A 21,751-nucleotide genomic window follows, 5' to 3' on the forward strand; every position below is an offset into this window, starting at 1 on the left:
GCGGGCCTGCCGCATTCACCCCGGATGCTCCGCTTCTGTGTGCGGTGTCGTCGGTGGGGCGAGGGCGGCCACGACGCGGGTGAGCAGCGCCGACCACTCCTCGTCGTCCACCGCGTGCAGGTTCGGCGGGACGAGCGCGCTGCCCATGGACAGCAGCAGGCAGAAGTGGGCCAGCGCGTCCGGGGAGAGCGCGGGGTCCAGCTCGCATCCGTTCTGGGCCGCGCGCACCAGGTCGGCGAACCAGTCGGCGCGCTCGCCCAGGTAGTCCCGCATCGGGCGGGCGACGTCCTGGTCACGGCGGGCCGCGACCAGCGCCTCGACGATCAGGTGACTGGGAGCCCCTTCGCGGCGCGGCAACCAGCGGCCCATGACAAGGAGCAGCTCCGTGACCGACCGGTCAGGGTCGGAGGCCAGCAGGTCGGCCAGCATCCGCCGCCCGTGCGCCTTCAGCGCGGACACGAGCAGGTCGGCCTTGGAGCTGAAGTGCGCGTACAGCGCGCCGTTGCTGACGCCGGCCGCCGCGGCGATGTCGGCCACGCGGGTGCCGTCATACCCTCGCTCGGCGAACACCTCGGCGGCCGCCTGCAGCAACCGTTCGCGTGTCTCAGCTGCGGTGACGCCTGCGATGCGGCCCATGGAGGGAATTTAAAGTTCGTTCATTTCATCCGTCAAGAGCGGCCGGGCGGCACAAGGTCGCCGAGGGAGACGGCCAGCCAGAGCTGGAGCCGGTGTCCGGGGCTCACCATGCCGGACGGGTACATCGCGTACCGCGCGCCCGTGCCGGTCGAGTAGCCCTTACTGAGCCCACTTCGCGGAGCCGGCGAACGGCATGTGCTCGCCCTCCACGTACGCCGGGAACGGCTGGTACACGTTGACGCCCGGCTGCCCGCGCAGGAGCAGCGCGGAGACGAACGGCTGCTGCTCGCTCGTGATCCGGGTCGAGGTCGGGATGTAACGGATGGTCAGGCCGCAGCGGCGGCGCGGCGAGGTGTTGGCGTTGGAGGCGTGCAGGATGTTGGGGTGGTGGACCTCGACGTCGCCGGGCGCGAGGACGAGGTCCACGGCCTGCGACTCGTCCACGCTCACCGCGCTCTCCGAACCGAGCACGTTGTCGATGTCGTCGCGCTGCCGCAGCTCGTGCAGGTCCTGCTGGTGGGAGCCGGGGATCACGCGCATGCAGCCGTTCTCCGGCGTGGCCTCGTCCACGGCCAGCCAGAGCGTGACGACGCGCATCGGCTCCAGCGGCCAGTACGCGCCGTCCTGATGCCACAGGACCGGCTTGCCGGAGAAGGGCGGCTTGCTGATGTAGTGCGAGGCGAACAGCGCTATGTCGGGGCCGACGAAGAGCTCGGCGATGTCGAGCAGCCGGGCGTCGCTGACCAGCCGCACCCAGAAGGGGTCGCCGGCGACCAGCTCGGTGGCCAGGTCCTCGCCGAGCCGGTCGGGGTGCTTGGCCTGGAGCCAGGCGACGTGGTCGCTCGCCTCGCCGATCAGGTCCCGGTCGAGGACGTCGCGGAAGATCGTGTAGCCGTCGCGGTCGTAGTCCTGGAGGGTCCGGTCGACTTCCGTGATCACCATGTGCTCCTTGAAAGGGTGGGCGTCGATCGGATTCTTCGGTCTTCGGGCCGCGAGTTACTAGTATTCGCCGCTCCATAAGTATTAATTTCCTGACATGCCGACCGTCCTGCGCTGGGTCGAGTTCGCGGCCGGCCTGCCGTACCACGCGGCCCTGGTCCCCGTGACCGGCAGCCGCAGGGACCGGCCCGAGCCGCACAGTCACGCCGACTTCCACGAGCTCGTCTTCGTGACCGCGGGCGCGGGCACGCAGAGAGTCGGCGAGGCGGAGCTGCCGCTGCGCGCGGGTGATGTGGTCCTGGTCCGCCCCCATGACCGCCACGAGTTCGCCTCGAACGACGGCATGAGCTTCGTCAACATCGCCTTCCCGAGCGAGCGCTGGCGTGCCTTCGCCGACCTGGCCGGGCTGGCGGGCCCGGCGGACTGGGACCGCCGGGAGCTCCCGCTGTCGGCGCGGACCGATCTCGGCGGGCCGGTGGCGGCGGAGTTCGGCCGCGTGCTGGGCGCCTATTCCGGCGTGCCCCGCGTCCTCGACCTGGTCGGGCTGTGGACGGCGGTCGTCCCCCTGCTGGAGGGCGCCGACGGCACGGCCGTGGACCCGCGGCCCGGCTGGCTGGTGTCGGCCTGCGCCGCGATGAGCCGGGAGGAGAACCTGCGCGAGGGCCTGCCGAAACTGCTGGCGATGGCCGCGGTCAGCCCGGGACACCTGGCCCGCTCGATGCGCAGGCACTACGGGTGCACGCCGATCGCGTTCGTGGCCGGGCGCCGGCTGGAGCACGCCGCCCTGCTGCTGTCCACGACGACGGAGGGCATCGGCCGGATCGCCCAGCGCTGCGGTTTCTCCGGCCAGTCGTACTTCGGCAGGCTCTTCCAGGAGAGGTACGGCATGGCGCCCCGACGTTACCGGGAGGTTACGCGGAGGGCGGTCGTACCTATGGACACCCAAGATATCAAGTGATTAGATGACCTATCCCCCTCCAAGATCGAAGAGGAGGCCGGGCATGATCCGGTCACTTGGTATCGCCGCCGCCGTCTGCCTCGCCCTCGCCGCCTGCTCCTCCGGCGGATCCGCGCCGAAGCAGGCCGCCGGCAAGACAGAGCTGAAGCTCTACAACGACAAGGGCGCCTGGAGCAAGTACTTCGGGGAGATGGGCAGCCTGTCCAAGCAGCAGATCGGCCTGTCGATGAAGCCGGTGGGCTACACCGACGAGCCGACGTACCAGGCGTTCATCAAGGCGTCCTTCCGCACGGACGTGAAGCCCGACCTGTTCACCTGGACGACGGGCGGCCGGCTGGCGGAGATCGTCGCCCAGAAGCAGGTGGCGGAGACGACCCCGATCTGGCAGGAGGCGATCAAGAACGGCGACCTCTCGGCGGACCTGGCCAAGTACTACACGGTGGGCGGCAAGCAGTACTGCGTGCCGCTGAACGCGGCGTACTGGGGCATGTTCTACAACAAGTCGATCTTCGACAAGTACCGGCTCCAGCCCCCGGCCACGTGGGACGAGCTGATCAAGGTCGCCGACACGCTGAAGAAGAACGGCGTGACCGCGTTCTACCACACGTCGGTGCTGTTCTCCTTCGTCTGGTTCGAGCAGCTGCTCGCCGGCACCGACCCCGACCTCTACGACCGCCTCTCGACCGGCCAGGCGAAATACACCGATCCCGGCGTGGTCGAGGTCATGAAGCGGTGGAAGTCGATGATCGACGCCGGTTACTTCAACAACCCGGGCGACAAGACCGACCCGGGTGACGTGCTCAAGACCGGCAAGGCGGCGATGGTGTCGTTCGGCACGTGGTTCAACACGAGCATGACGCAGCGCGACCTGAAGGCGGGCACCGACTACGGCTTCTTCGTCATCCCGAACGTCAACCCGGCCCTGCCCAAGACTTCGATGATCTTCGAGAGCGGCCCGCTCTGCTCGCTGGCCAAGGCGCCCGACCTCGACGCCAGCATGAAGTACCTCAAGTGGTGGGTCGGCTCGGCCGCGCAGGAGAAGTGGGCCACTGCCAGGGGCGACGTCTCGGCCAACCCGAAGGTGGCCATCGCCGACCAGGCCATCGCCGAGGTCAGCAAGGCGGCGGGGAGCGGGGAATATCGGCTGGTCAACCGCTACTTCGAGGCCACGCCGCCGCCGGTGCTCACCGCCGCGCTCGACGGGTTCGGCGCCTTCGTCGTCAAGCCGGACACGTACCAGAAGGTCCTCACGGACATCCAGGCCGCCGCCGACGAGTACTGGAGCACCCACCCGCAGGGGAACTGAGCCGCCCGCCAGCCGGAGTGATCAGCGGCCGGTCAGGGCAGGAAGCCGCGGCGGCGGGCCGCGACGACGGTCTCCATGCGGGTGTGGGTGCCCAGCTTGCGCATGGCGTTGCGCAGATAGCTCTTGACCGTCTCCGGCCGGATCCCGAGCCGGACCGCGATCTCCGCGTTGCCGCAGCCCACGGCGACCAGGGCGAGGACGTCGAGTTCGCGCGGCGACAACGGGCTCGCCTGGTCCGGGGCCCGGCCGTTCGAGCCGGCCAGCCGGTCGCAGACGTCCTGGAGCCGGGCCCGGATCGCGGCGTCGGCGACATCCTGCGTGATGGCCCTGAGCTCGGCGTGTGCCTGGCGGACCGCCTCCCACTCGCCGGCGGTCGGCGACTCGCGGGCGGCGCGGGTGATCGCCGCCGTCTCCATCTCGGCCAGCCGGCGCTCCACCTCGCGCCGTACGGTCATCTCGAAGCTCACCCGCTGGGCGACCTGGGTCATGGCGTCCATCACGCGGTCGCTGATCGACAGCGGCTCGCGGATCCCGCCGTACAGGACGCCCGACACCGTGCCGTCCACGGTGACCGGCACGGCCGCGATGGCCCGCAGCCCCTCGAGGTTGACGGGTTTGTCGTACTCGTGGCTGATGCGCGGGTCGGCGGTGTAGTCGTCGACGGCGCCGGGCCTGGCCGTGGTGATCACCCGGCCGCCGAGCCCGTTGCCCGCGCTGACGACGAGGCCGCGCAGCGCGCCGGTCAAGGTGCCGCTGAACTCCGTCAGCGTGACGCCTTGAGAGCGCCCTCCCACCACCCCGCCGAACGCGACGGGCAGCCCGGTGGCCCGCCGCAGCCTGCCCACGGCGGTCTGGAACGTCTCGCGTTCACGGTCGGCGGGCGCGTGCAGTGCGGCCATGGCACCAGCATGAACCAGGCCCGCCGCCGAGAGCCACCCCCGAACGGGGGTGGCGGGGAGCCGTAAATCGGGGAATCCTCCGGGCATGGCTGACGCACTGCTCTCGTACGCCTCGGGCGTGTCCGAGGTCCCCCTGCTGGGCGAGACGATCGGGGAGAACTTCGAGCGCACCGTGGCGCGGTTCGGCGAGCGCGAGGCGCTGGTGGACGTGGCGGCCGGGCGCCGCTGGACCTACGCGGAGCTGGACGCCGCCGTGAACGAGGTGGCGCTCGGCCTGCTGGCCCGCGGCATCGCCAAGGGCGACCGGGTGGGCATCTGGGCGCCGAACTGCGCGGAGTGGGTGCTCGTCCAGTACGCCACCGCCAAGATCGGCGCGATCCTGGTCAACGTCAATCCCGCGTACCGGGCCCACGAGCTGGCCTACGTCGTGACGCAGTCCGGCATGCGGCTGCTGATCAGCGCGGTCGCGCACAAGACCAGCGACTACCGGGCGATGATCGGCGAGATCGGGTTCGAGGACGCCGTCTTCATCGGTTCGGCCGGGTGGGACGAACTGGTCGAGAGCGGCAGGCGCGGCGATCCGGCCGCGTTGCGGGAACGGGCGGCGCGGCTGACGTTCGACGACCCGATCAACATCCAGTACACGTCGGGCACCACCGGCTTCCCCAAGGGCGCCACGCTGTCCCACCACAACATCCTCAACAACGGCTACTTCGTGGGCGAGCTGCTCGGCTACACGGAGGCCGACCGGGTGTGCCTGCCGGTGCCGCTTTATCACTGCTTCGGGATGGTCATGGGCAGCCTCGGCGCGACCTCGCACGGTTCGTGCGTCGTGTTGCCGTCGCCGGGCTTCGACCCGGAGGCGACGCTGCGCGCCGTGCAGGAGGAGCGGTGCACGTCTCTGTACGGGGTGCCGACGATGTTCATCGCCGAGCTCGCCGCACTCTCCGCCGAGTCCGGAAATTTCAACCTTTCGACCCTCAGAACGGGCATCATGGCGGGCTCCCCGTGCCCCGTCGAGGTCATGAAGCGCGTCGTCGGCGAGATGAACATGGCCGAGGTCGCCATCTGCTACGGCATGACCGAGACCTCGCCGGTGTCCACGATGACCCGCAGGGACGACGGCCTGGCCCGCCGCACCGAGACCGTCGGCCGGGCCATGCCGCACATCGAGGTCAAGGTCGTCGACCCGGAGACCCGGCTGGCCGTCCCCCGCGGCGAGCCGGGCGAGCTGTGCACCCGCGGCTACTCGGTCATGCTCGGCTACTGGGGCCAGCCGGACGCCACCGCCGAGGCGATCGACGCCGCCCGCTGGATGCGCACCGGCGACCTGGCCACCATGGACGCCGACGGCTATGTCAACATCGTGGGCCGCATCAAGGACATGGTCATCCGCGGCGGCGAGAACCTCTACCCGCGCGAGATCGAGGAGTTCCTGTACGGCCACCCGGACATCAGCGACGTCCAGGTGATCGGGGTGCCCGACGAGAAGTACGGGGAGGAGCTCATGGCCTGGATCGTCATGCGGCCGGGCGCCGAGCCGCTGACGGCCGAGCGGGTCAGGGAGTTCTGCGCGGGCCGGCTCGCCCACTACAAGATCCCCCGGTACGTCCACGTGGTGGACGCGTTCCCGATGACCGTCACGGGCAAGATCCGCAAGGTGGAGATGCGCGAACGCGCCGCCGGCATCCTCGGCCGCTCATGAGATACGCGGGCGGTCCGGCCCGCGGCGCCTTCGACTTACTTCGACTCACTTCGAGCGGCATAGATGGTCCATCACTGTCAGAGGATGTCAGGGATGGACGGTAGCGTGCCTTCGTCCACACAGTTGAGGAGTTGCCCAGTGGTTCTGGAAATCCGCACCTACCGCCTCAAGCCTGGGACCCGGGCGGAGTTCGTGCGGGTTATGCGCGAGCAGTCGGTGCCGCTACTGCGGCGGCATGACATCGACGTGGTCGACTGTGGTGCGTCCTTGGTCGATGAGGACGGCCACGAGGAGGCGTACCTGATCCGCGCCTTCGCGTCGCTGGAGGCCCACCGGGCGCAGGAGGAAGCGTTCTATGCCAGCGCGGAGTGGCAGCAGGGGCCACGGGAGGCGATCGTCTCGCGCATCGACAGCTACCACACCATCGTGATCGAAGCGAGCGAGGAGGCGGTACGGGCGCTGCGCCGCTGAATGCAGGTCGCCCAAGCCCCAATGCCGGAAACTCAGGGGCGTCGGCGAACCAGAGCGATCCCGGAACCACCGGCCGTGCCCCACGCGGCCGACGCGTGTCGGTGGCCTTCCGTACCCTCCTCCATTCGGCCAGTAGCCCCCACCGAACCAGTACCAGACCGTCTGCCCACACTCTCAACAGGGCGGACGTTGCCTGATGAGGCACTAGATCTCCGTTCTCGCCTGCTCGATTTGCCGCACGATGGCATGGGCACCATGCGCCTGTGCGATGGCGTGCGCCTCGTCGAGTGTCGCGAGCGCGTCCGCCCGGCGGTCCTGGGCGGCGGCGATGTAGGCCAGCCCGACCATGTTGGCGGCCACGCCCGGCATGGCCCCGACCTCCCGGCGCAGCCGCGACGACTCCTCCAGCCGCTCGCGCGCTTCATCCAGCCGACCGGCCATGTGTGCCGCGATGCCCAAGTGCCGCAGAGCCTCGGACTGGGTCAGCTTGTCGCCGACCTGCGCCGCCAGCTGGCAGGACTGCTCCAGTTCCGGAACCGCAGTCTCGTTGTCACGCCGGATGACCTGATGTAAGCAGCCGATCCAGAACAACGCCTCGGCCTCGCCGCGGGCGTCGCCCAGCGCCCGGTACAGCTCGATCGCGCGCTCAAACAACAGCAGTTCGGCCGGGTCCTCGACGGGTGACGAGCCGGCGCTAGCGCGCTCGTTGAGAAACCGCGCATGCAGGATCCGCCCACGGGCCAACGCGGCATCGGCCTCCACCGCGTCCAGGCCCCGTTCGGCGTCGGTCAGCACGCTGGCGTCGCCGCTGAACACCGCACGTTCATAGAGCGTCTTGGCCCGTTCGATCCGGTCTTCGGCGCTCATCGCCGCCCCCGCCCTGGCATCGCCACTATGTGCTAGATCAGCGGTAGAGTACTCCGGCCCAGGATCGTCATGTGGACGGTCAGCGATGAGTGGGTTGGCCGGCGTGGCTACGCGCAGGTTATTCGCGCGGATCGCGGGCCGGTTGGGCGGGTGGAACTGCGGTCCTGCGCCACCTCGTGCGGTGCCGTACAAGGGCGTGTATCGAAAGTCGATCTTCGTCGTGAATGATCACGCGGTGTGGTGCGTGGTGATCTGACCAGCGACCAGTGGGCACGGCTGAGGCCGTTGTTGCTGTAGAGCATCAAGCCCGCCGTGCGCCGGATGTCAGTGCCGCGTGGTACCCATGCGTGCATGACGGATACGACGTACGACGAATGGCTGGCAATCATCGACGAGCTCGCCGAAAGGCTTGACCCTCGGGAACGGTTGGCCTGCCTATATGGCCTGATGGCCCCCTTGCTCAACCGCGTCGAGCGAGAGGACGAGGAGCTGAGCGACGACCCCGTCCTGTCGACCCCGGACGCGGTGCGTGACTTACGCAAGGCTGCCGCAGGAGAGCCGGTCGACGTCGACGCGGTGTACGAGCAGTTGACCGAGGTGGGTCTGTGCTATTCCGAGGACCAGGACCCGGAGCGGCACCTCGTGTCCCAGTCAGCCTACGCGGCGGCGGCCTGGCTGCAACTGCTGGCACGGCGGAAGCTGCGTGCCACGGCATACCTCGAGGGCGACGATGAGGATCCGGTCCCGCCGTATGCCCCGTCGGCGTTCACGCGGATCGTCGACCTTCTGGCCTGGACCCGGTCGGACCAGATCTATTTTCACTGGGAGGACGCCATCGCCTATCCCGAGGACTGCGATCTTCCGGCCGCGATACGCGAGCTTCGGGCGATGCACGTGGAGATCAGCGGCTTCGGCAGGGAGCGGTACTCATGTGACTTGTCTTCACCGGCCGAGTGATCGCGTGGCGTGGGCCGTGACGTATTACTTTGTCACCGTGCCGGACGCGGAGTCCGTCGACATCCGGGAGGTCGCGGCGTTGCCACGACGATGACCGTCCACATCTAGAGTCTTTTGGGAAAGTGCTGGTCACAGCCACTCGTTGATGGCCGCTACGAGGACGGTCGCCCCGTAGCGCGGGCTTCACAGATGCCGGGCCCGTCTGCGGCGGGCCACCCTCCAAAGGGGGCCGCATTCATCCCCGGCCTGAAGGATGCTTTGCCCAATTCGGCGCGCCTTCTTCCCCACCGGAGCTGACCGCGTGAACTGAATTAGGCAACGGAGTCCTGAAGGCCGAGGCTTTCTGCGGACACTCGGTAAGCGGCAGTATCTAGGCGAAAGGCGGACGCCCAGATATGGTGCGATACGGGCAAGCCACAACTGTGCACCGTCTCCCGAATTCCGATCGGTGGGCATCGCATGCGGGATCTGTCGTTCGTCACCCAGAGGTTGCCTGGCGTGAGTGTGATCTCGGTGGCCGGCGAGGTCGACGCCACCACCGCCGGGCAGCTCGATCGCTACATCCGGCGCAGCCGGCGGCTGCCGGGCGAGCATGTGGTGATCGATCTCAGCGAGGCTCAGTTCATGGGTAGCGCGGGCCTTCGGGTCCTGCTCAACACCCATGCCTTCGCCCGCCAGCACAGCGGCAGCCTGCGTCTGGCCGCGCCCCATCCGAAGCTCGCGAGGATCATGGAGATCGCGCAGGCGCACACCGTTCTGCACGTGCACGCCACGGTGGAGCAGGCCGTGCTCGCGGCACTGAGCAGCCCGGTCCCCGAATCGCTCAGCCCCGCGGGCCGGGGCGAAGACGCGGTGTGAGGTCTGGCGATAAAGTTGGGGCTCATGCCGCGCGACACCCTTACCCAGAAACAGATCGTCCGGGCCGCCGTCGCGGTGCTGGACGCCGAGGGCGTGGGCGGGCTTAACATGCGGCGGCTGGGAGCCCAGCTGGGGGCGGCGGCCACGGCGATGTACTGGCACGTCAAGAGCAAGGACGACCTGGTCGTGCTGGCGGCCGACCACGTCTGGGACGAGATCGAGCTGCCCGACCTCGACGAGGTCGGCTGGCGGGCGGCCGCGGCGGCGCTGGCTTCCGGGGCGCACGACATGCTCGGCCGCCACTTCTGGATGGTCACGGCCATGAGCACCCACCTCATCCACGGCCCGAACAAGGCCAGGTACGACGACCGGTGCCTGGCCGTCTACGAGGCCGCCGGGTTCAGCGGGCCGGACGCGGACCAGGCGGCCGCGACCGTGCTCATGTTCGTGATCGGCGCCGCCCAGGGCGAGGCGGCCGAGCTGGCGTGGCGGGCGCGCCTTCGCCGGGCGGGGGCCGACGAGGAGCAGGAGCTGCGCGAGACCATCGCGCGCATCGGCGAGATCGCCCAGCGCTATCCCCGGTTGCGGGCCCGCAGCACACCGTCGGTCGAGGCGGCGCCTTCCCTACCGGACGAGGCCACGTTCGAGTTCGGGCTGGGGGCCATCCTCGACGGTCTCGAGGCGCGGCTGGCTAATGGAAATGACCGCTCGCAGCCGGAGTCACCAGCAGGACGATGACGGCGAGGGAGCCCGCCGTCGCGAGCACGAAGCGCACCACGATCAGCGGGCGCAACACGGCGGGGAACGCCTCCTGCGCCGCCCGTACCATCGCTCCCCCGTCGAGCTCCCGCACCGCCGGGTCGCCGGACCTCTTGAACGCCGCTTCGACGTAGCGGGCGGCGAAGACCTGGCTGCCGGTGACGAACGCGCCGCCGGTCAGCATGAGTGCCGCCGCGATCCACGACAGGATCCGGCCGACCCCGCTTCCCGCCAGGCCGAGCGAGGCCAGCGCGGCGAGGGCGGCGGCGATGGAGACCGGGAACAGCAGCTCCACGACGCTCTCGGCGAACTTGATCCGGTGCTGGGCGAGAACGCCGGCAGGCAGCCCCTGCCGGGTCACGACCGCCTCGGCCGCGCGCTGCGCCCACTCTCCGTGGGTGTGGACGATGACGGGGATGACGAGGAACGTCGCGGCGAGCGCGTACTGCAGCGTGGATGCGATGAGAACGGGGGCCGGCATGTGAGCCTCTCAGGTAGTCACTTGAACAATGTTCAAGTACGACCCTAGGAAAGACTCGTACATTGTGCAAGTATTATTTGAACTTAGTTCAAGGGCCTCCCAACTCGAGGCGGATCGTGCTCGCCTCGGCGAGCATGACCACCACGCCCTTGTCGCGCCGCCAGTCGTCCGCGATCAGGAAGTAGCGGCCGCCGGCGTGCGCGAGCAGGCGGAGGTTGCCGTACCGGTACTTGTAGGCGGCCTTGCCGGTCGAGGCGGGCAGGGCGGACTCCTTGCCTGCCCCCAGGTACAGGCGCTCGGTGCTGTAGACGGTCACCTTCGTGAGCTCGGTGACGATGAGGTTCTGCGCCAAGGAGACACCCTGGTGGACGGCCAGGTTGGTGGCGCCGTAGAACAGCGACACGCACACGACGATCGAGGTGAACGTGTACAGCAGCGACATGCCGTCGCGCGGGGACGCGCCGGGTAGCAGTGTGCGGAGGTGCGTTCCGTACAGGGTGAGCAGGGCACCGGCGCCGATGCTGAACGGGAAGGCCAGGAACGAGGCCGTCCTCAGGACGAAGCCCAGCGCCCACATCGCGAGGGGCAGCACCAGCCAGGCCAGGGACAGGGCGCGGAGGGTGTATTTGACCAGGCGGTCACCGGTGCCGTCCGTCCTCGCGCGCGGAGCGAGCACGCGGTCGGCCTGCAGCCAGAGCAGCCCGGCAACGCCAATGATCATCAGGAGGTACAGCACCGGGCCTACGCTCCGCAGCACGTAGTCCTTGGTCGACATGTCGAGGATGCTCTCGTCGATGCCCAGCTCAAACGCCTGCACGTGGCTGCGCTGCCAGCCGAAGTACACCAGCAGCGCGGTCATGACGGTGACGTTGGCCAGCGTGGCCAGCGCCCACCGGAGCACCGGATGACCGGCGGGCCCGTCGGGCTCGGCCGCCTCCATGAGGTCGTCGGGCGAGGGCTCGGCCACCCTGACGGGGTGGTCGGGCGGGCGCGCGGCCGCCCTGACGGCGTCGGCGGGTGAGGGCGCGGCCACCTCGACGGGGTCGGCGGGTGGGGGCTCAGCCTCGGCAGGCTTCCTGCGCATCTCGACGGTGGGCTCGCTCGTCACGAACCCGATCCCGTGTCCGTGGCCGTGTCCGTGGCCGTGGCCGTGCCAGTACCGGAGCCCGTCTCCGGAGTCTCGGCGGGATCCGGAGTCTGCCCCGGATCAGGCGATTCGGCGGGATCCGGACTGTCATCCGGGCTCGAAGGCAGCGGCTCGACCGGCGGGCAGCCGCCGAAGGCCGACTTCGGCTTCTGCTGGACGACGCTCCCCACCGCCCGACGCAGCTCACAGATGAACCAGACGTCCGACCCCTCCCACACCAGCCCCGCGTACTCGGACTTGGCCGAGGCCACATCCTTCCGGCACAGATACACCCCGGCCTGGAAGAGCGGCACGGTGGTCGCGCTCCTGAAGTTTCCCTTGGTCTGGTCGAGCGCCGTCTGAGCACCGGGGCAGTCCCCCTCCGCCAGCGCGTCGTACACCTGCCCCTCGTTGACATCCACCGAGGTGTTCCCGATGGGGAGGGTGAAGCCGTACTTTGTCCGCTGCTTGCCCGCCGGAGGATCCTGCTTCGGCCGGGTGGTGTGGTCCCCCGCCCGGGTCGAGGTGTCGTCAGGCCCGTCCCCCGCGTCCAGCCCCTCGAAGGCTCCGCTCCCGCACGCCCCGATGGCGAGGCACGCGGCGAGTGCCACCGCAAGCGTCCTGGTCTTCATGCTTCACGACGCTAGGCGCGCGATCCGCAAGGGTCTTGAGTATCCCCCTGCTCAAATCACACCCCGACGCCCGCCGCTCGGCCCGGCGCCCCTGTGTGCGAGGGCCGAGCCGGAGCCCAATGCAGGGTCCGCGACTGGGTGAGCACTGGTTGCTGCGGAAACACGGGAATCCGGGATCGGTGCGCAGGAGTCCTGTCAGTCTTGCGTGAGCAATCGCTCAGGTAATGGGTTTCGGCGGCAGCTACGGAGAGTCGCGATCCAAGAGGCTGAGGAGGTGTCGGCCTCACGAAGGAATTGGTGCCCTTGGGCTGTTTCTCCGAGGGGGGCGACTTCGAATGATCACGCTGAACCCTGCTGCTGCTTCGATTCCGTTGAGCTGGTAGCGGCGAGATCACGAACCCGAGGGCAAGACATGTCCATAATAGCAGAGCACGCGCTCCATAATGCTGTATCGTCGTGTCTGGCGCTGTGGGGTGTGCGGCAGCCTGTCGCCAGGCCGATACTCGCCCGATCCGATCTTCTGCGGATCTTTGAGGAAGCCGAAAGCGAGGAGTTTGATGTTCGCAAATCTCTGTCGGTCTTGCTCTCGCCGGCCTCCGTCATCGCCTTGCAAGCGGTCGACTCCGCGCCGGCGAACGCGGGCGCGTACGGCTGCACAGGATCACAGGCGGACAGCCGGCGCGTACCGATGGAAGACGCGATGACGGGGGGCGACTACCGCCGAGGCAGTGCTTGCGGCGGCCTATTACACTTCCCCGCCGGAGCGCCGCGGCCGATCGGGGCCTCAGTACGAATTCCTCCGAATATGATCTCGCGCAGAATGTGCGGATGAACGGTTTTTTAGCCGCACCAGGCTACCTGCTAGTTCGACTTTGTCGAACGCTCTCGGCGACTTAATCGGACAAGGCGCGAAGTCCGCCTCGGAAGCGCCGCCGCAGCATACTCCTTCCCCTGGCGGAAGCACCCACCCCCCCGTACGGGGGAGGTGCAGGCCTTGGGGTCGCGATTGCATCAGGGGCACCGAGGTGGATATTTAGCGAGTGCCCATTAATTACTGCGTTATGGGTCAATATCCGCAATCGACAACTCAAGGACCATTTAGGAGTGTGGGCATGGCGCCAGAATCGATACCATGCAAGGCCCTAGAAGACAATTGGCCTGGTCTGGAGGCGGAACGAGATGGCGTCACCTACAACGAAAAGGTGATCAAGGAATGTGCTAAAGCGCTGAGAGAAGCGCTGGGGCGCTTCATCGGCGAAGGCGGCAGTGCCAAGGGGAGCAGCTTGGCCACCGGCCAGGGTTCCATCGAGGATCTGACCACGTACACCGCGCTCGACGAGCTGAGGACCCAGTTGCAGAGCGTTCCCCGGTGGGAGGGCGGTCGCACCTTCGCCAAGATGCTGGAGACCTGCCACCAGGAGTTCACCACGACCTACCAGGAGGTCCAGAAGACCTTCGATACCGCGATTGCGCTGCTTGACGCCGGCGTGGGCAAATACAAGAACGTCAGCGACGCGAACACGGGCGGAGCGTAGCTACCCATGACCGAGAAGACCAACAAGAAGACACACTGGCTCAAGCCCTCCCGCGGTGGAGATTGGACAATCGATAACGACGACCGCAGCATGGCGGAGGTCAAGGACTTCATCAAGGGCATCAGCGTCAAGGAGATTCAGGATGCCGGAGCCTCTTACGTGGACGCGTGTTCGGTCGTCGCCAACGCCCAATGGGCGCTCGGGCAGGAAGCCGAGGTTCTCGCCAAGGTCTGGGAGGGCAAGGCCTCCGTAACGGCACAGCGGGCCCTGAGAAGTCTTTACGTAGCGCTCGGCGAACTCTCTGACAAGCTGCTGGCGATGGGCCGCCCGCTCGAAACCCTAGCCGGAGTGGTACGCCAATACCAGGAGTGCCTCGACGGCGAACTTTGGGAGGCGAAGCGCGAAACCTCGAGTTTAGGCCTCGAGGGCGATGGTCACGGCCACGCCATCTTCAACGGAGTCCTGCAGCCGGGCACGCGTAGCGTGGATTTTACCGCCCCCGCTCTCTTCGACAAGCTGGGAGGACTGCAACTGGAAGCGTTCAGCAGGGACCTCGAGGCGATCTACCGCACCCTTCCCATGAAGGTGGAGATGGAACTGCCCGCCATCATCTATCCGGTAGCACCGCATCAGAAGCCCGAAACGGTCGACTACAGGTTCGACGAGAGGCCGTCCGCCCGAACCGCCGACCGATCCTCCTCCTATATAAACCCCACCTACGCCGACCCCTCGGGCGGCAGCCCTGTACTTCCTGCTGGCGCGGACTCTTCCGCACCGCATGGCGAGCGCCCCCATTTTCCAAGTGATCCCGAGGACCGGAACAGGGCGGACATCGGCCAAGAGTCGGACATCCCATCGTCCGACGCCGCCCCGGGCATCACGAACGCGAACGGCAACGACCCATCGCCTAGCGACCCCACCCGCAGCCCTTACGACCCCACAAGTGCCTTGGACCGGCCCGCTAACCTGCATACCAAGCTGGCAGACTTCCAGCGCTCGATCGACTCGGACAGCACCCCGATCCACTCCACCCCCAAGAGCCCGAACCACTCCCTGGCCACTGACCCGAGCAGTCCCGGTACCAGCATTGGCATCGGATCGGGAGCCCCGGCGACGATCAACGGTATTCGGGCCACCACCACGAACGGGATGGGCACACCCGCCATGCCAATGAGCGGGATGGGCGGTGCGAGCGGCCAGGAGGAGCAAGAGCGCGAATCCGGCACCTGGCTCCACGAGGACGACGACGTCTGGGGCGGCGATAGGGACGGTGTGGTCAACGACAGAATCGGCTGATTGCCTTTAGGAGGAGGAACTGCAGCTTGGCTGTTGGACTCCTCTCTGGCCGGTCAGGCAGGCCGAAGCCCGGCGCCCCTGTGTGCGAGAGCCGGGCCGGAGCCCAAGGGGTGGCGGGTCAGCGGTAGGCGGTGGCTTGGAGGGTGTAGAGCTCGGCGTAGAGGCCGTCGAGGGACATCAGGGTGGCATGGTCGCCCTGCTCGGTGACCTTGCCGTGGTCGAGGACGTAGATGCGGTCGGCGTAGCGGACGCTGGCCAGGCGGTGGGTGATGAGCAGGACGGTGCGGCCGTCGGAGTGGTGGCGGATGCGTTCGAAGAGGGCGTGTTCGGCGCGGGCATCGAGAGCGGCGGTGGGTTCGTCGCAGATGAGCAGGTCGGCGTCGCGGTGGAAGCCGCGGGCCACGGCGATGCGCTGCCATTGGCCGCCGGACAGCTCGTGGCCGTCCTTGAAACGGCGGTCCAGCAGGGTGCGGTAGCGGTGCGGGAGGCCGGCGATGACCTCGTCGGCGCCGGCCACGGCGGCGGCCGCGTCCAGGGCGTCCGGGCCTTTGTCGGTGCCCATGGTGATGTTGTAGCGGGCGGTCAGCGGCCAGCGGGTGTGATCCTGGGCGATGACGGCGGTGCGCAGGCGGAGCTCTTCGGGGTCGACCTGGCTCAGGTCGGTGGAGTCCCAGCAGACCGTGCCGGAGTCCGGTTCGTACAGACCGGCGAGGATCTTGGAGAGGGTGGTCTTGCCGGAGCCGTTCTCGCCGACGAAGGCGATGACCTCTCCGCGTTTGATCTCGATGGAGACGTTTCGCAGGGCGGGTTCGTCGGCTCCCGGGTAGGTGAAGGTCACGTCGGAGGCGACGATGCGGTCGAAGCCCTCGGGGACCGGGGCCGGGCGGGGGGTGGTCAGGCGGCGTTCGGCGTCGGCGCAGAACTCCAGGAAGTCGGTGAAGTACAGGCCCTGCTCGTAGAGACGGTTGGTGGCGTACAGGAAGCTGCTGAGCGAGCTCTGGCCCGATCGGATGGCCAGGACCGCCGTGCCCGCCACCGCCAGCGGGATGGCGGCCAGGGCCAGCAGCACGCCCAGGGCGACGTAGACCAGCGCGGTGCCGAGGCCGCCCAGCGCCTCGCCGATCAGCCGGGCGAAGGTCTGGCGGCGGGCCAGGCGGAGCATGACCTCCTGCTCGGCCTTGGCCACCGCGTCGTACATGCGCAGCAGGAACCCGCGCATGGTGAACGAGCGCACCTCGGCCGCGGACTCCCGCTCCGCCAGCAGCTCCGCGATGATCCACTTGCGGCGGCGGGCCGGGATCAGGCCGTACATGGTGGAGTAACGCATGCGCGCGCTGCGGACCGCCGCCCACGCGTCGGGCAGGACGGCGAGCAGCAGCAGCGGCAGCAGCACCGGGTGGAGCACGCCGAGCACCCCGGCCGCGGCCACGATGCCGACCGCCGCCGTGACCACGTCGACGGCCGAGGACACCACCCAGTCGGCCACGGCCACGCCCCGGCCTCTGGCGCGTTCCAGGGCGTCGTGGAACTCCGGGTCGTCGTAGGCCACCAGCTCCACCCGGCTGGTCAGGCCGTACAGCCGCTCCTCGGTCAACCGGGTGATCTGCGGGGTGAGGCGCGACTCCGCCCAGCCGGCGCCCGCCTGAACGGTCGTGCGCAGCACGGCCGCGCCGCCGACGAGGACGAGGCTGGGCAGCGCGGCCATCACCCGGTCGGGGGTGGGGCCCTCGCTGAAGAGGGCGGTGAGCACGCCGGTCGTCGCCAGCAGGCCGAAGGCCGTGAAGACGCCGCCGAGGAGGTTGAGACTGATCGTGGCGAGCGTGTCGCGCGGGCTCGCGCCCCACGCCATGCGCAGCGCCTGGTCCACGAGTGAGGGGAGCCGCCTGGCGATGGTCAGGAAGCCGACCTCCGCCATCTTGTCGTTGTGAGCGTTCCATTTGGGGGTGGCGATCTCGCCGAGTTCGAGTGGCTCATCCGGCATGCTCTGAGTATGCGGCCGGGAACTGACAGTTTGTCATCTCGATTAAACGGGGCTGCCCAGCGCGGAGGGTCATATCACCGCGATAGGGGCAATCTGATAGCTCTCCCGGGGCGAAGGGTGCGAATACCGTGACGGCACCCCCTACTCCCCCGAGGAGGCCCCCGTGCCAAGACCCCTTCGTCTCACGCTCTCCCTCTTACTCAACCTCACGTTCCTGCTGGTCACCGCGCCCGCACAGGCCGCGTCCCTGGTCAGGGTGGTTAGGTACGACCCCAGCAGGGCGGCGGAGTTCGTGACCGTGGTGAACCAGGCGGCCCAGATCTGGAACTCGAGTGTCACCAATGTCCGGCTCGTCCAGGGGACGCCCGCCGACCTCGTGGTCTACGCCGACAACGGCTGGCCGCGGGCACTGCCCACCAGCCTGGGCCGCGGCACGATCTGGATGGGCAGGCAGGCCACCGCCCAGGGCTACAACCGGCTCCGCATCGCCACCCACGAGATCGGCCACATCCTGGGCCTCCCGGACCGGCGCACCGGGCTCTGCTCCGACCTGATGTCGGGCTCGAGCGCGCCGGTGAGCTGCGCCAACGCGAACCCGAACGCCGCCGAGCGGGCCGAGGTGGACCGCAACTTCGCCGGAGGCACGCCGCAGGTGGAGTTCGGCCAGCTCCTCGTGGACCGCTGACCCGGTAAGCACCGCGGACCGCCGATCCGGTGAGCACCGGCTCCTCGCGGACCGCCGACCCGGCCGGGCGGCGGCGTCCGGCCCGCCCGGACGCCGCCGCCTTCGGCGAACCGTCAGGAGCCGGTGGGCGGGATGCGGACGATGCGGTCGTCCGTGGCCACCGGGCTGCCGCGGCCGTCCCGGTTGCTGGTCGTCACCCAGAGCCAGCCGTCGGGCCCGACCGCCGCCGCGCGCAGCCGCCCGTACGTGCCCCGCAGCTCGGCGACCGGCGTCCCCGCCCCGCCACTGCTCGTCACGGGCACCGTCCACAGCCGCGTCCCGCGTAGCGCGGCGACGAAGAGCGTGTTGTTCGCGTACGCCAGCCCGCTCGGCGACGCCTCGGCCGTCGACCAGGTGACGACGGGATCGCGGAACGACGGATTGCCGCAGACGCCCTCGCAGGTGGGCCAGCCGTAGTTGCCGCCCGCCACGATCAGGTTGACCTCGTCCCTGGCGTTCTGCCCCAACTCGGCGGCGAAGAGCCTGCCCTGCGCGTCCCAGGCCAGTCCCTGCACGTTGCGGTGCCCGTAGCTGTAGACCCGCGAGTTGCCGAACGGGTTACCCGGCGGGATGCTGCCGTCTGGCCTGATGCGCAGGATCTTCCCGGCAGGGGTGTTGAGGTTCTGGGCGTTGGCGGTGTTGGCCGCGTCCCCGGTGGCCACGTACAGCAGGCCGTCGGGACCGAACGCGATGCGCCCGCCGTTGTGGATGGAGGACCGGGGCACGCCGGAGAGCAGGACGGTCTGGGTCTGCGGGGCGCTCAGCCGCAGGCGCACGAGCCGGTTGTCGGAGCTGCTGCTGAAGTACGCGTACACCCACTGGTCCTGGGCGTACGTCGGCGAGACGGCGATGCCGAGCAGCCCGCCCTCCCCCGAGGCGGACACCCCGTTGACGGTGGCCACCTGCGTGGGCGACTGGCCTGGGCGCACCTGCAGGATCCGGGCGGTGTTGCGCTCCGAGACCAGCGCGCTGCCGTCCGGCAGGAACGCCAGCCCCCACGGCACCTGCAGGTTCGTCACGGCCACCTGCGCCCGGGAGTAGTCGAAGCCGCCGATGGCGGTGGCCGGGGAGGGCGCGACCAGGACGAGCCCCGCGGCGGCTAAAAGGGAACATAATGCGGCACGTACGCGCATGGCTAGCTCCTTGACGGATTGTCGAGATCTCTGTACGTACCCGTCATCCTCAGGTGTAGCCAGCCGGTCTTCGCGGGCAAGGGCGCCACGAGGCCCCCGGAAACGGTCCGCCGACGCGCTCGCCCCGGACAGGCTCCAAGGTGGCGGCGCACTCCCCCGCACCCGGAGGCGTGTCCTGCGCCGGGCGAAACCGGGTGAAAGTTTCAGGCGCGCCCGCGGGCAGAACGGGGGCGGCGTGAAACTTTCATCGCGGCTTTACCGCCTGCGCGGCAGTGCCGATAATACGCTGAGGAAAGCGCTTTCCGACTATCCCATGGAGGCACCTGGCAGACGGAGAGCATCATGCCCTTCACCTCATTACGCGCCCCGGGCTGGGCGGCCGTCCTCGTGGCGGCCGCGTTGGCCGTACCGTCAACCGGCGCCGCGCCCGCGCAGGCCGCTGACGGACCGGTCGGGTTCGCGGCCGTCAACGCCCTCGGCCAGAACGGCACCACCGGCGGCGCCGGCGGCAGGACCGTCACCGCGACGAACGCCGAGCAGTTCCTCGAGTACATCGACAGCCTCGAGCCCCTGGTCATCCAGGTCTCGGGCACGATCCCGATCACCAGCAAGCAGGGGGTGCGCCCCAACAAGACCATCGTCGGCGTCGGCGCCACGGGGCACATCACCGGCGGGGGCCTGGACTTCTACCGGTCGTACAACGTGATCGTGCGCAACCTCCGCTTCACGAACGCCGAAGACGACGCCGTCAACATCGGGCAGAACTCCCACCACATCTGGATCGACCACAACACGTTCTCCGGCGCGGTGGACGGCTCGGTGGACATCGTCAGGGGCGCCGACTACGTCACCGTCTCGTGGAACCACTTCGACCACTCCGACAAATCCATGCTGATCAGCCACTCCGACGGCGCCTCGGGCACGGACGTCGGGCACCTCAAGGTGAGCATCCACCACAACTTCTTCGACCACAGCCGCCAGCGCCACCCGCGCATCCGCTTCGGGGAGCCGGTGCACGTCTACAACAACTACTTCCTGGGCAACGAGCTGTACGGGGTGGCCTCCACGCAGAACGCGGGGGCCGTGGTCGAGGGCAACTACTTCGAGAACGTGCCACACCCGCTCTACTCGGCAAGCGGGTACGGCGACAGCGGCCCCGGCCGGGCCGTGCAGCGCAACAACGTCTTCGTGAACTCCGGCACCCCGGAGACCGCCGGAACGGTCGTCGAGCCGAGGACCTACTACAGCTACACGGTCGACCTGCCGCAGGGCGTCCCGTCGGCGGTCCGGGCGGGCGCGGGCCACGGCAAGATCACCCCAATGGCGGCGACGGCCGCGGCCACCCAGCTCTTCGTCGCCCCCGGCGGGAACGACGCGAACCCCGGCACCCTCGACCGCCCGCTCGCCACCATCCAGCGGGCCATCGACCTCGCACAGCCCGGCACGGTGATCTCGGTCCGCGGCGGCACGTACGCGCTCACGTCGAACCTGCAGATCACCAAGAGCGGCACCGCCGCCGCCCCCATCACGCTCGCCGCGTACAACAGGGAGCGGGTGCTGCTCGACGGCGAGGCCCTGCCCAACACGCCGGCCCCGGTGGGCGGCAGCATCCCCAACGCGCAGCGCGGCGTCATCCACGTGGAGGCCTCCTACTGGCGGATCGCCGGGCTGGAGATCGCCAACGGCCCGTACGGGATCTTCTGCAGGGACTGCGGCAACAACGTCTTCGACCGGCTCGTCACCCGGGACAACTACGAGACCGGCCTGCACATCCAGGCCGCCTCCAGCAACAACCTCATACTCAACCTGGACAGCTACGGCAACCGCGACCCGCGCAAGAACGGCGAGAGCGCCGACGGCCTGGCCATCAAGGAAGGCAGCGGCACCGGCAACGTCGTGCGCGGCGCCCGCCTGTGGAACAACTCCGACGACGGGTTCGACGCGTGGGAGTTCCTGTCACCAATCCGCATCGAGGGCAGCGTCGCGTACGGCAACGGCTTCAACCGCTGGAACCTGCCCGACTACACCGGCGACGGCAACGGCTTCAAGCTGGGCGGCGGGGACGAGGACCGGCCGGCCGCGCACGTCGTCACCAACAGCATGGCCTTCCGCAACGCGGTGGGCGGGTTCATCGACAACGCCAACCCCGGCGCCCTGTCGCTCGGCCGCAACACGGCCTGGCGCAACGGCGGCACCGGGTTCGACTTCGCCGACGCCGACGCCACCCTGACCCGCAACCTCGCCGCCGCCAACGCCAAGCCGGCCGACCTGGGCTCGTCCTCCTCCGGCAGCGGCAACTCCTGGGACCTCGGCGGGACCTGGGACGACGGCGCGCTGGTCAGCACCGACCCGTCGACTCTCACCGGCCCCCGCCGCCCGGACGGCGGCATTCCCTCCTCCACCTTCCTCCGCCCGAAGAACGGCGCCGACGTGGGTGCCCGCCTCTGACCCGATGAACTCCCTCTTTCCTGACAAGATCCCGCACTGT

The 21,751-nt window shown here is 68.9% G+C and carries 20 protein-coding genes; 11 read left to right on the forward strand and 9 right to left on the reverse strand.

Going from position 1 to position 21,751, the window contains the following annotated elements; translation table 11 throughout:
- Positions 1 to 15: 15 nt before the first annotated feature.
- Together ABN273_RS24010 and ABN273_RS24015 are read right to left on the reverse strand one after the other, a co-directional pair.
- Complete coding sequence (locus ABN273_RS24010; protein ID WP_349451220.1) at positions 16 to 636, reverse strand: TetR/AcrR family transcriptional regulator; 621 nt, start codon at positions 634 to 636, stop codon at positions 16 to 18.
- Positions 637 to 795: 159 nt separating this feature from the next.
- Positions 796 to 1,578, reverse strand: a complete 783-nt coding sequence (locus tag ABN273_RS24015; RefSeq protein ID WP_349451221.1) for a phytanoyl-CoA dioxygenase family protein — start codon at positions 1,576 to 1,578, stop codon at positions 796 to 798.
- A 94-nt stretch (positions 1,579 to 1,672) separates the two neighbouring features.
- Between ABN273_RS24015 and ABN273_RS24020 the strand changes: the two genes are divergently transcribed.
- Entirely contained in the window at positions 1,673 to 2,533 is an 861-nt protein-coding gene (locus ABN273_RS24020) for an AraC family transcriptional regulator (protein WP_349451222.1), read from the forward strand.
- A 43-nt stretch (positions 2,534 to 2,576) separates the two neighbouring features.
- The gene (locus ABN273_RS24025) at positions 2,577 to 3,839 is read left to right on the forward strand and encodes an ABC transporter substrate-binding protein (RefSeq protein WP_349451223.1); all 1,263 of its coding nucleotides are present in this window, start codon (positions 2,577 to 2,579) and stop codon (positions 3,837 to 3,839) included.
- Positions 3,840 to 3,871: 32 nt separating this feature from the next.
- On the opposite strand, the gene ABN273_RS24030 is transcribed toward ABN273_RS24025, so the two are convergent.
- Entirely contained in the window at positions 3,872 to 4,738 is an 867-nt protein-coding gene (locus tag ABN273_RS24030; RefSeq protein ID WP_349451224.1) for a helix-turn-helix transcriptional regulator, read from the reverse strand.
- An 85-nt stretch (positions 4,739 to 4,823) separates the two neighbouring features.
- Between ABN273_RS24030 and ABN273_RS24035 the strand changes: the two genes are divergently transcribed.
- Both ABN273_RS24035 and ABN273_RS24040 read left to right on the forward strand, forming a co-directional pair.
- Positions 4,824 to 6,443 carry an AMP-binding protein gene (locus tag ABN273_RS24035; RefSeq protein ID WP_349451225.1) on the forward strand — a complete coding sequence of 540 codons (1,620 nt, stop codon included), beginning with the start codon at positions 4,824 to 4,826 and terminating at the stop codon, positions 6,441 to 6,443.
- Positions 6,444 to 6,581: 138 nt separating this feature from the next.
- A complete protein-coding gene (locus ABN273_RS24040) occupies positions 6,582 to 6,914 on the forward strand; it encodes an NIPSNAP family protein (protein WP_349451226.1) in 333 nt (110 codons plus the stop codon).
- Positions 6,915 to 7,118: 204 nt separating this feature from the next.
- On the opposite strand, the gene ABN273_RS24045 is transcribed toward ABN273_RS24040, so the two are convergent.
- Positions 7,119 to 7,781 (reverse strand): hypothetical protein, encoded by a 663-nt coding sequence (locus ABN273_RS24045; RefSeq protein WP_349451228.1) that lies wholly within the window; start codon positions 7,779 to 7,781, stop codon positions 7,119 to 7,121.
- Positions 7,782 to 8,102: 321 nt separating this feature from the next.
- On the opposite strand from ABN273_RS24045, the gene ABN273_RS24050 reads away from it, so the two are divergent.
- The 3 genes from ABN273_RS24050 (at position 8,103) to ABN273_RS24060 (ending at position 10,334) form a co-directional block, all read left to right on the forward strand.
- On the forward strand, positions 8,103 to 8,738 hold the full coding sequence (locus ABN273_RS24050) for a hypothetical protein (protein ID WP_349451229.1): 636 nt from the start codon (positions 8,103 to 8,105) through the stop codon (positions 8,736 to 8,738).
- A gap of 459 nt (positions 8,739 to 9,197) precedes the next feature.
- Positions 9,198 to 9,596 (forward strand): STAS domain-containing protein, encoded by a 399-nt coding sequence (locus ABN273_RS24055; RefSeq protein WP_349451230.1) that lies wholly within the window; start codon positions 9,198 to 9,200, stop codon positions 9,594 to 9,596.
- A 24-nt stretch (positions 9,597 to 9,620) separates the two neighbouring features.
- Positions 9,621 to 10,334, forward strand: a complete 714-nt coding sequence (locus ABN273_RS24060; RefSeq protein ID WP_349451231.1) for a TetR/AcrR family transcriptional regulator — start codon at positions 9,621 to 9,623, stop codon at positions 10,332 to 10,334.
- Here the strand turns inward: ABN273_RS24060 and ABN273_RS24065 are convergent.
- From ABN273_RS24065 to ABN273_RS24075, 3 genes are all read right to left on the reverse strand, one after another.
- A complete protein-coding gene (locus tag ABN273_RS24065) occupies positions 10,288 to 10,836 on the reverse strand; it encodes a hypothetical protein (RefSeq protein ID WP_349451232.1) in 549 nt (182 codons plus the stop codon). The two genes, ABN273_RS24060 and ABN273_RS24065, sit on opposite strands and share 47 nt — an antisense overlap.
- Before the next feature lie 88 nt (positions 10,837 to 10,924).
- Positions 10,925 to 11,944: an RAD23 family protein gene (locus tag ABN273_RS24070; RefSeq protein WP_349451233.1), complete on the reverse strand. Its 1,020-nt coding sequence runs from the start codon at positions 11,942 to 11,944 to the stop codon at positions 10,925 to 10,927.
- Complete coding sequence (locus ABN273_RS24075; protein ID WP_349451234.1) at positions 11,941 to 12,594, reverse strand: hypothetical protein; 654 nt, start codon at positions 12,592 to 12,594, stop codon at positions 11,941 to 11,943. The genes ABN273_RS24070 and ABN273_RS24075 overlap by 4 nt, the downstream gene beginning before the upstream one ends.
- 1,112 nt (positions 12,595 to 13,706) lie before the next feature.
- Between ABN273_RS24075 and ABN273_RS24080 the strand changes: the two genes are divergently transcribed.
- Both ABN273_RS24080 and ABN273_RS24085 read left to right on the forward strand, forming a co-directional pair.
- Positions 13,707 to 14,129, forward strand: coding sequence for a hypothetical protein (locus tag ABN273_RS24080; protein ID WP_349451235.1), 423 nt, complete (start codon positions 13,707 to 13,709; stop codon positions 14,127 to 14,129).
- A gap of 6 nt (positions 14,130 to 14,135) precedes the next feature.
- Complete coding sequence (locus ABN273_RS24085; protein ID WP_349451236.1) at positions 14,136 to 15,425, forward strand: hypothetical protein; 1,290 nt, start codon at positions 14,136 to 14,138, stop codon at positions 15,423 to 15,425.
- A 118-nt stretch (positions 15,426 to 15,543) separates the two neighbouring features.
- Here the strand turns inward: ABN273_RS24085 and ABN273_RS24090 are convergent, their stop codons facing one another.
- Complete coding sequence (locus ABN273_RS24090; protein ID WP_349451237.1) at positions 15,544 to 17,406, reverse strand: ABC transporter ATP-binding protein; 1,863 nt, start codon at positions 17,404 to 17,406, stop codon at positions 15,544 to 15,546.
- Between the two features lie 163 nt (positions 17,407 to 17,569).
- Here ABN273_RS24090 and ABN273_RS24095 point away from each other — a divergent pair, with 163 nt between their 5' ends.
- Positions 17,570 to 18,091, forward strand: a complete 522-nt coding sequence (locus tag ABN273_RS24095; RefSeq protein WP_349451238.1) for a snapalysin family zinc-dependent metalloprotease — start codon at positions 17,570 to 17,572, stop codon at positions 18,089 to 18,091.
- Positions 18,092 to 18,204: 113 nt separating this feature from the next.
- On the opposite strand, the gene ABN273_RS24100 is transcribed toward ABN273_RS24095, so the two are convergent.
- Complete coding sequence (locus tag ABN273_RS24100) at positions 18,205 to 19,263, reverse strand: PQQ-dependent sugar dehydrogenase (protein ID WP_349451239.1); 1,059 nt, start codon at positions 19,261 to 19,263, stop codon at positions 18,205 to 18,207.
- A 342-nt stretch (positions 19,264 to 19,605) separates the two neighbouring features.
- Between ABN273_RS24100 and ABN273_RS24105 the strand changes: the two genes are divergently transcribed.
- Entirely contained in the window at positions 19,606 to 21,711 is a 2,106-nt protein-coding gene (locus ABN273_RS24105; protein ID WP_349451240.1) for a right-handed parallel beta-helix repeat-containing protein, read from the forward strand.
- Positions 21,712 to 21,751 lie beyond the last annotated feature (40 nt).

Origin of the sequence: Nonomuraea sp. B19D2, from assembly GCF_040137845.1 — a bacterium.
Lineage (GTDB): Bacteria > Actinomycetota > Actinomycetes > Streptosporangiales > Streptosporangiaceae > Nonomuraea.

Bases quoted from the DNA above. Each gene is read 5' to 3' on its own strand.
- ABN273_RS24105 (WP_349451240.1), top strand. From the start codon at position 19,606: ATGCCCTTCACCTCATTACGCGCCCCGGGCTGGGCGGCCGTCCTCGTG.
- ABN273_RS24055 (WP_349451230.1), top strand. From the start codon at position 9,198: ATGCGGGATCTGTCGTTCGTCACCCAGAGGTTGCCTGGCGTGAGTGTG.
- ABN273_RS24035 (WP_349451225.1), top strand. From the start codon at position 4,824: ATGGCTGACGCACTGCTCTCGTACGCCTCGGGCGTGTCCGAGGTCCCC.
- ABN273_RS24020 (WP_349451222.1), top strand. From the start codon at position 1,673: ATGCCGACCGTCCTGCGCTGGGTCGAGTTCGCGGCCGGCCTGCCGTAC.
- ABN273_RS24065 (WP_349451232.1), bottom strand. From the start codon at position 10,836: ATGCCGGCCCCCGTTCTCATCGCATCCACGCTGCAGTACGCGCTCGCC.
- ABN273_RS24015 (WP_349451221.1), bottom strand. From the start codon at position 1,578: ATGGTGATCACGGAAGTCGACCGGACCCTCCAGGACTACGACCGCGAC.
- ABN273_RS24075 (WP_349451234.1), bottom strand. From the start codon at position 12,594: ATGAAGACCAGGACGCTTGCGGTGGCACTCGCCGCGTGCCTCGCCATC.
- ABN273_RS24010 (WP_349451220.1), bottom strand. From the start codon at position 636: ATGGGCCGCATCGCAGGCGTCACCGCAGCTGAGACACGCGAACGGTTG.
- ABN273_RS24030 (WP_349451224.1), bottom strand. From the start codon at position 4,738: ATGGCCGCACTGCACGCGCCCGCCGACCGTGAACGCGAGACGTTCCAG.
- ABN273_RS24085 (WP_349451236.1), top strand. From the start codon at position 14,136: ATGACCGAGAAGACCAACAAGAAGACACACTGGCTCAAGCCCTCCCGC.
- ABN273_RS24100 (WP_349451239.1), bottom strand. From the start codon at position 19,263: ATGCGCGTACGTGCCGCATTATGTTCCCTTTTAGCCGCCGCGGGGCTC.
- ABN273_RS24025 (WP_349451223.1), top strand. From the start codon at position 2,577: ATGATCCGGTCACTTGGTATCGCCGCCGCCGTCTGCCTCGCCCTCGCC.
- ABN273_RS24045 (WP_349451228.1), bottom strand. From the start codon at position 7,781: ATGAGCGCCGAAGACCGGATCGAACGGGCCAAGACGCTCTATGAACGT.
- ABN273_RS24080 (WP_349451235.1), top strand. From the start codon at position 13,707: ATGGCGCCAGAATCGATACCATGCAAGGCCCTAGAAGACAATTGGCCT.
- ABN273_RS24060 (WP_349451231.1), top strand. From the start codon at position 9,621: ATGCCGCGCGACACCCTTACCCAGAAACAGATCGTCCGGGCCGCCGTC.
- ABN273_RS24090 (WP_349451237.1), bottom strand. From the start codon at position 17,406: ATGCCGGATGAGCCACTCGAACTCGGCGAGATCGCCACCCCCAAATGG.
- ABN273_RS24050 (WP_349451229.1), top strand. From the start codon at position 8,103: ATGTCAGTGCCGCGTGGTACCCATGCGTGCATGACGGATACGACGTAC.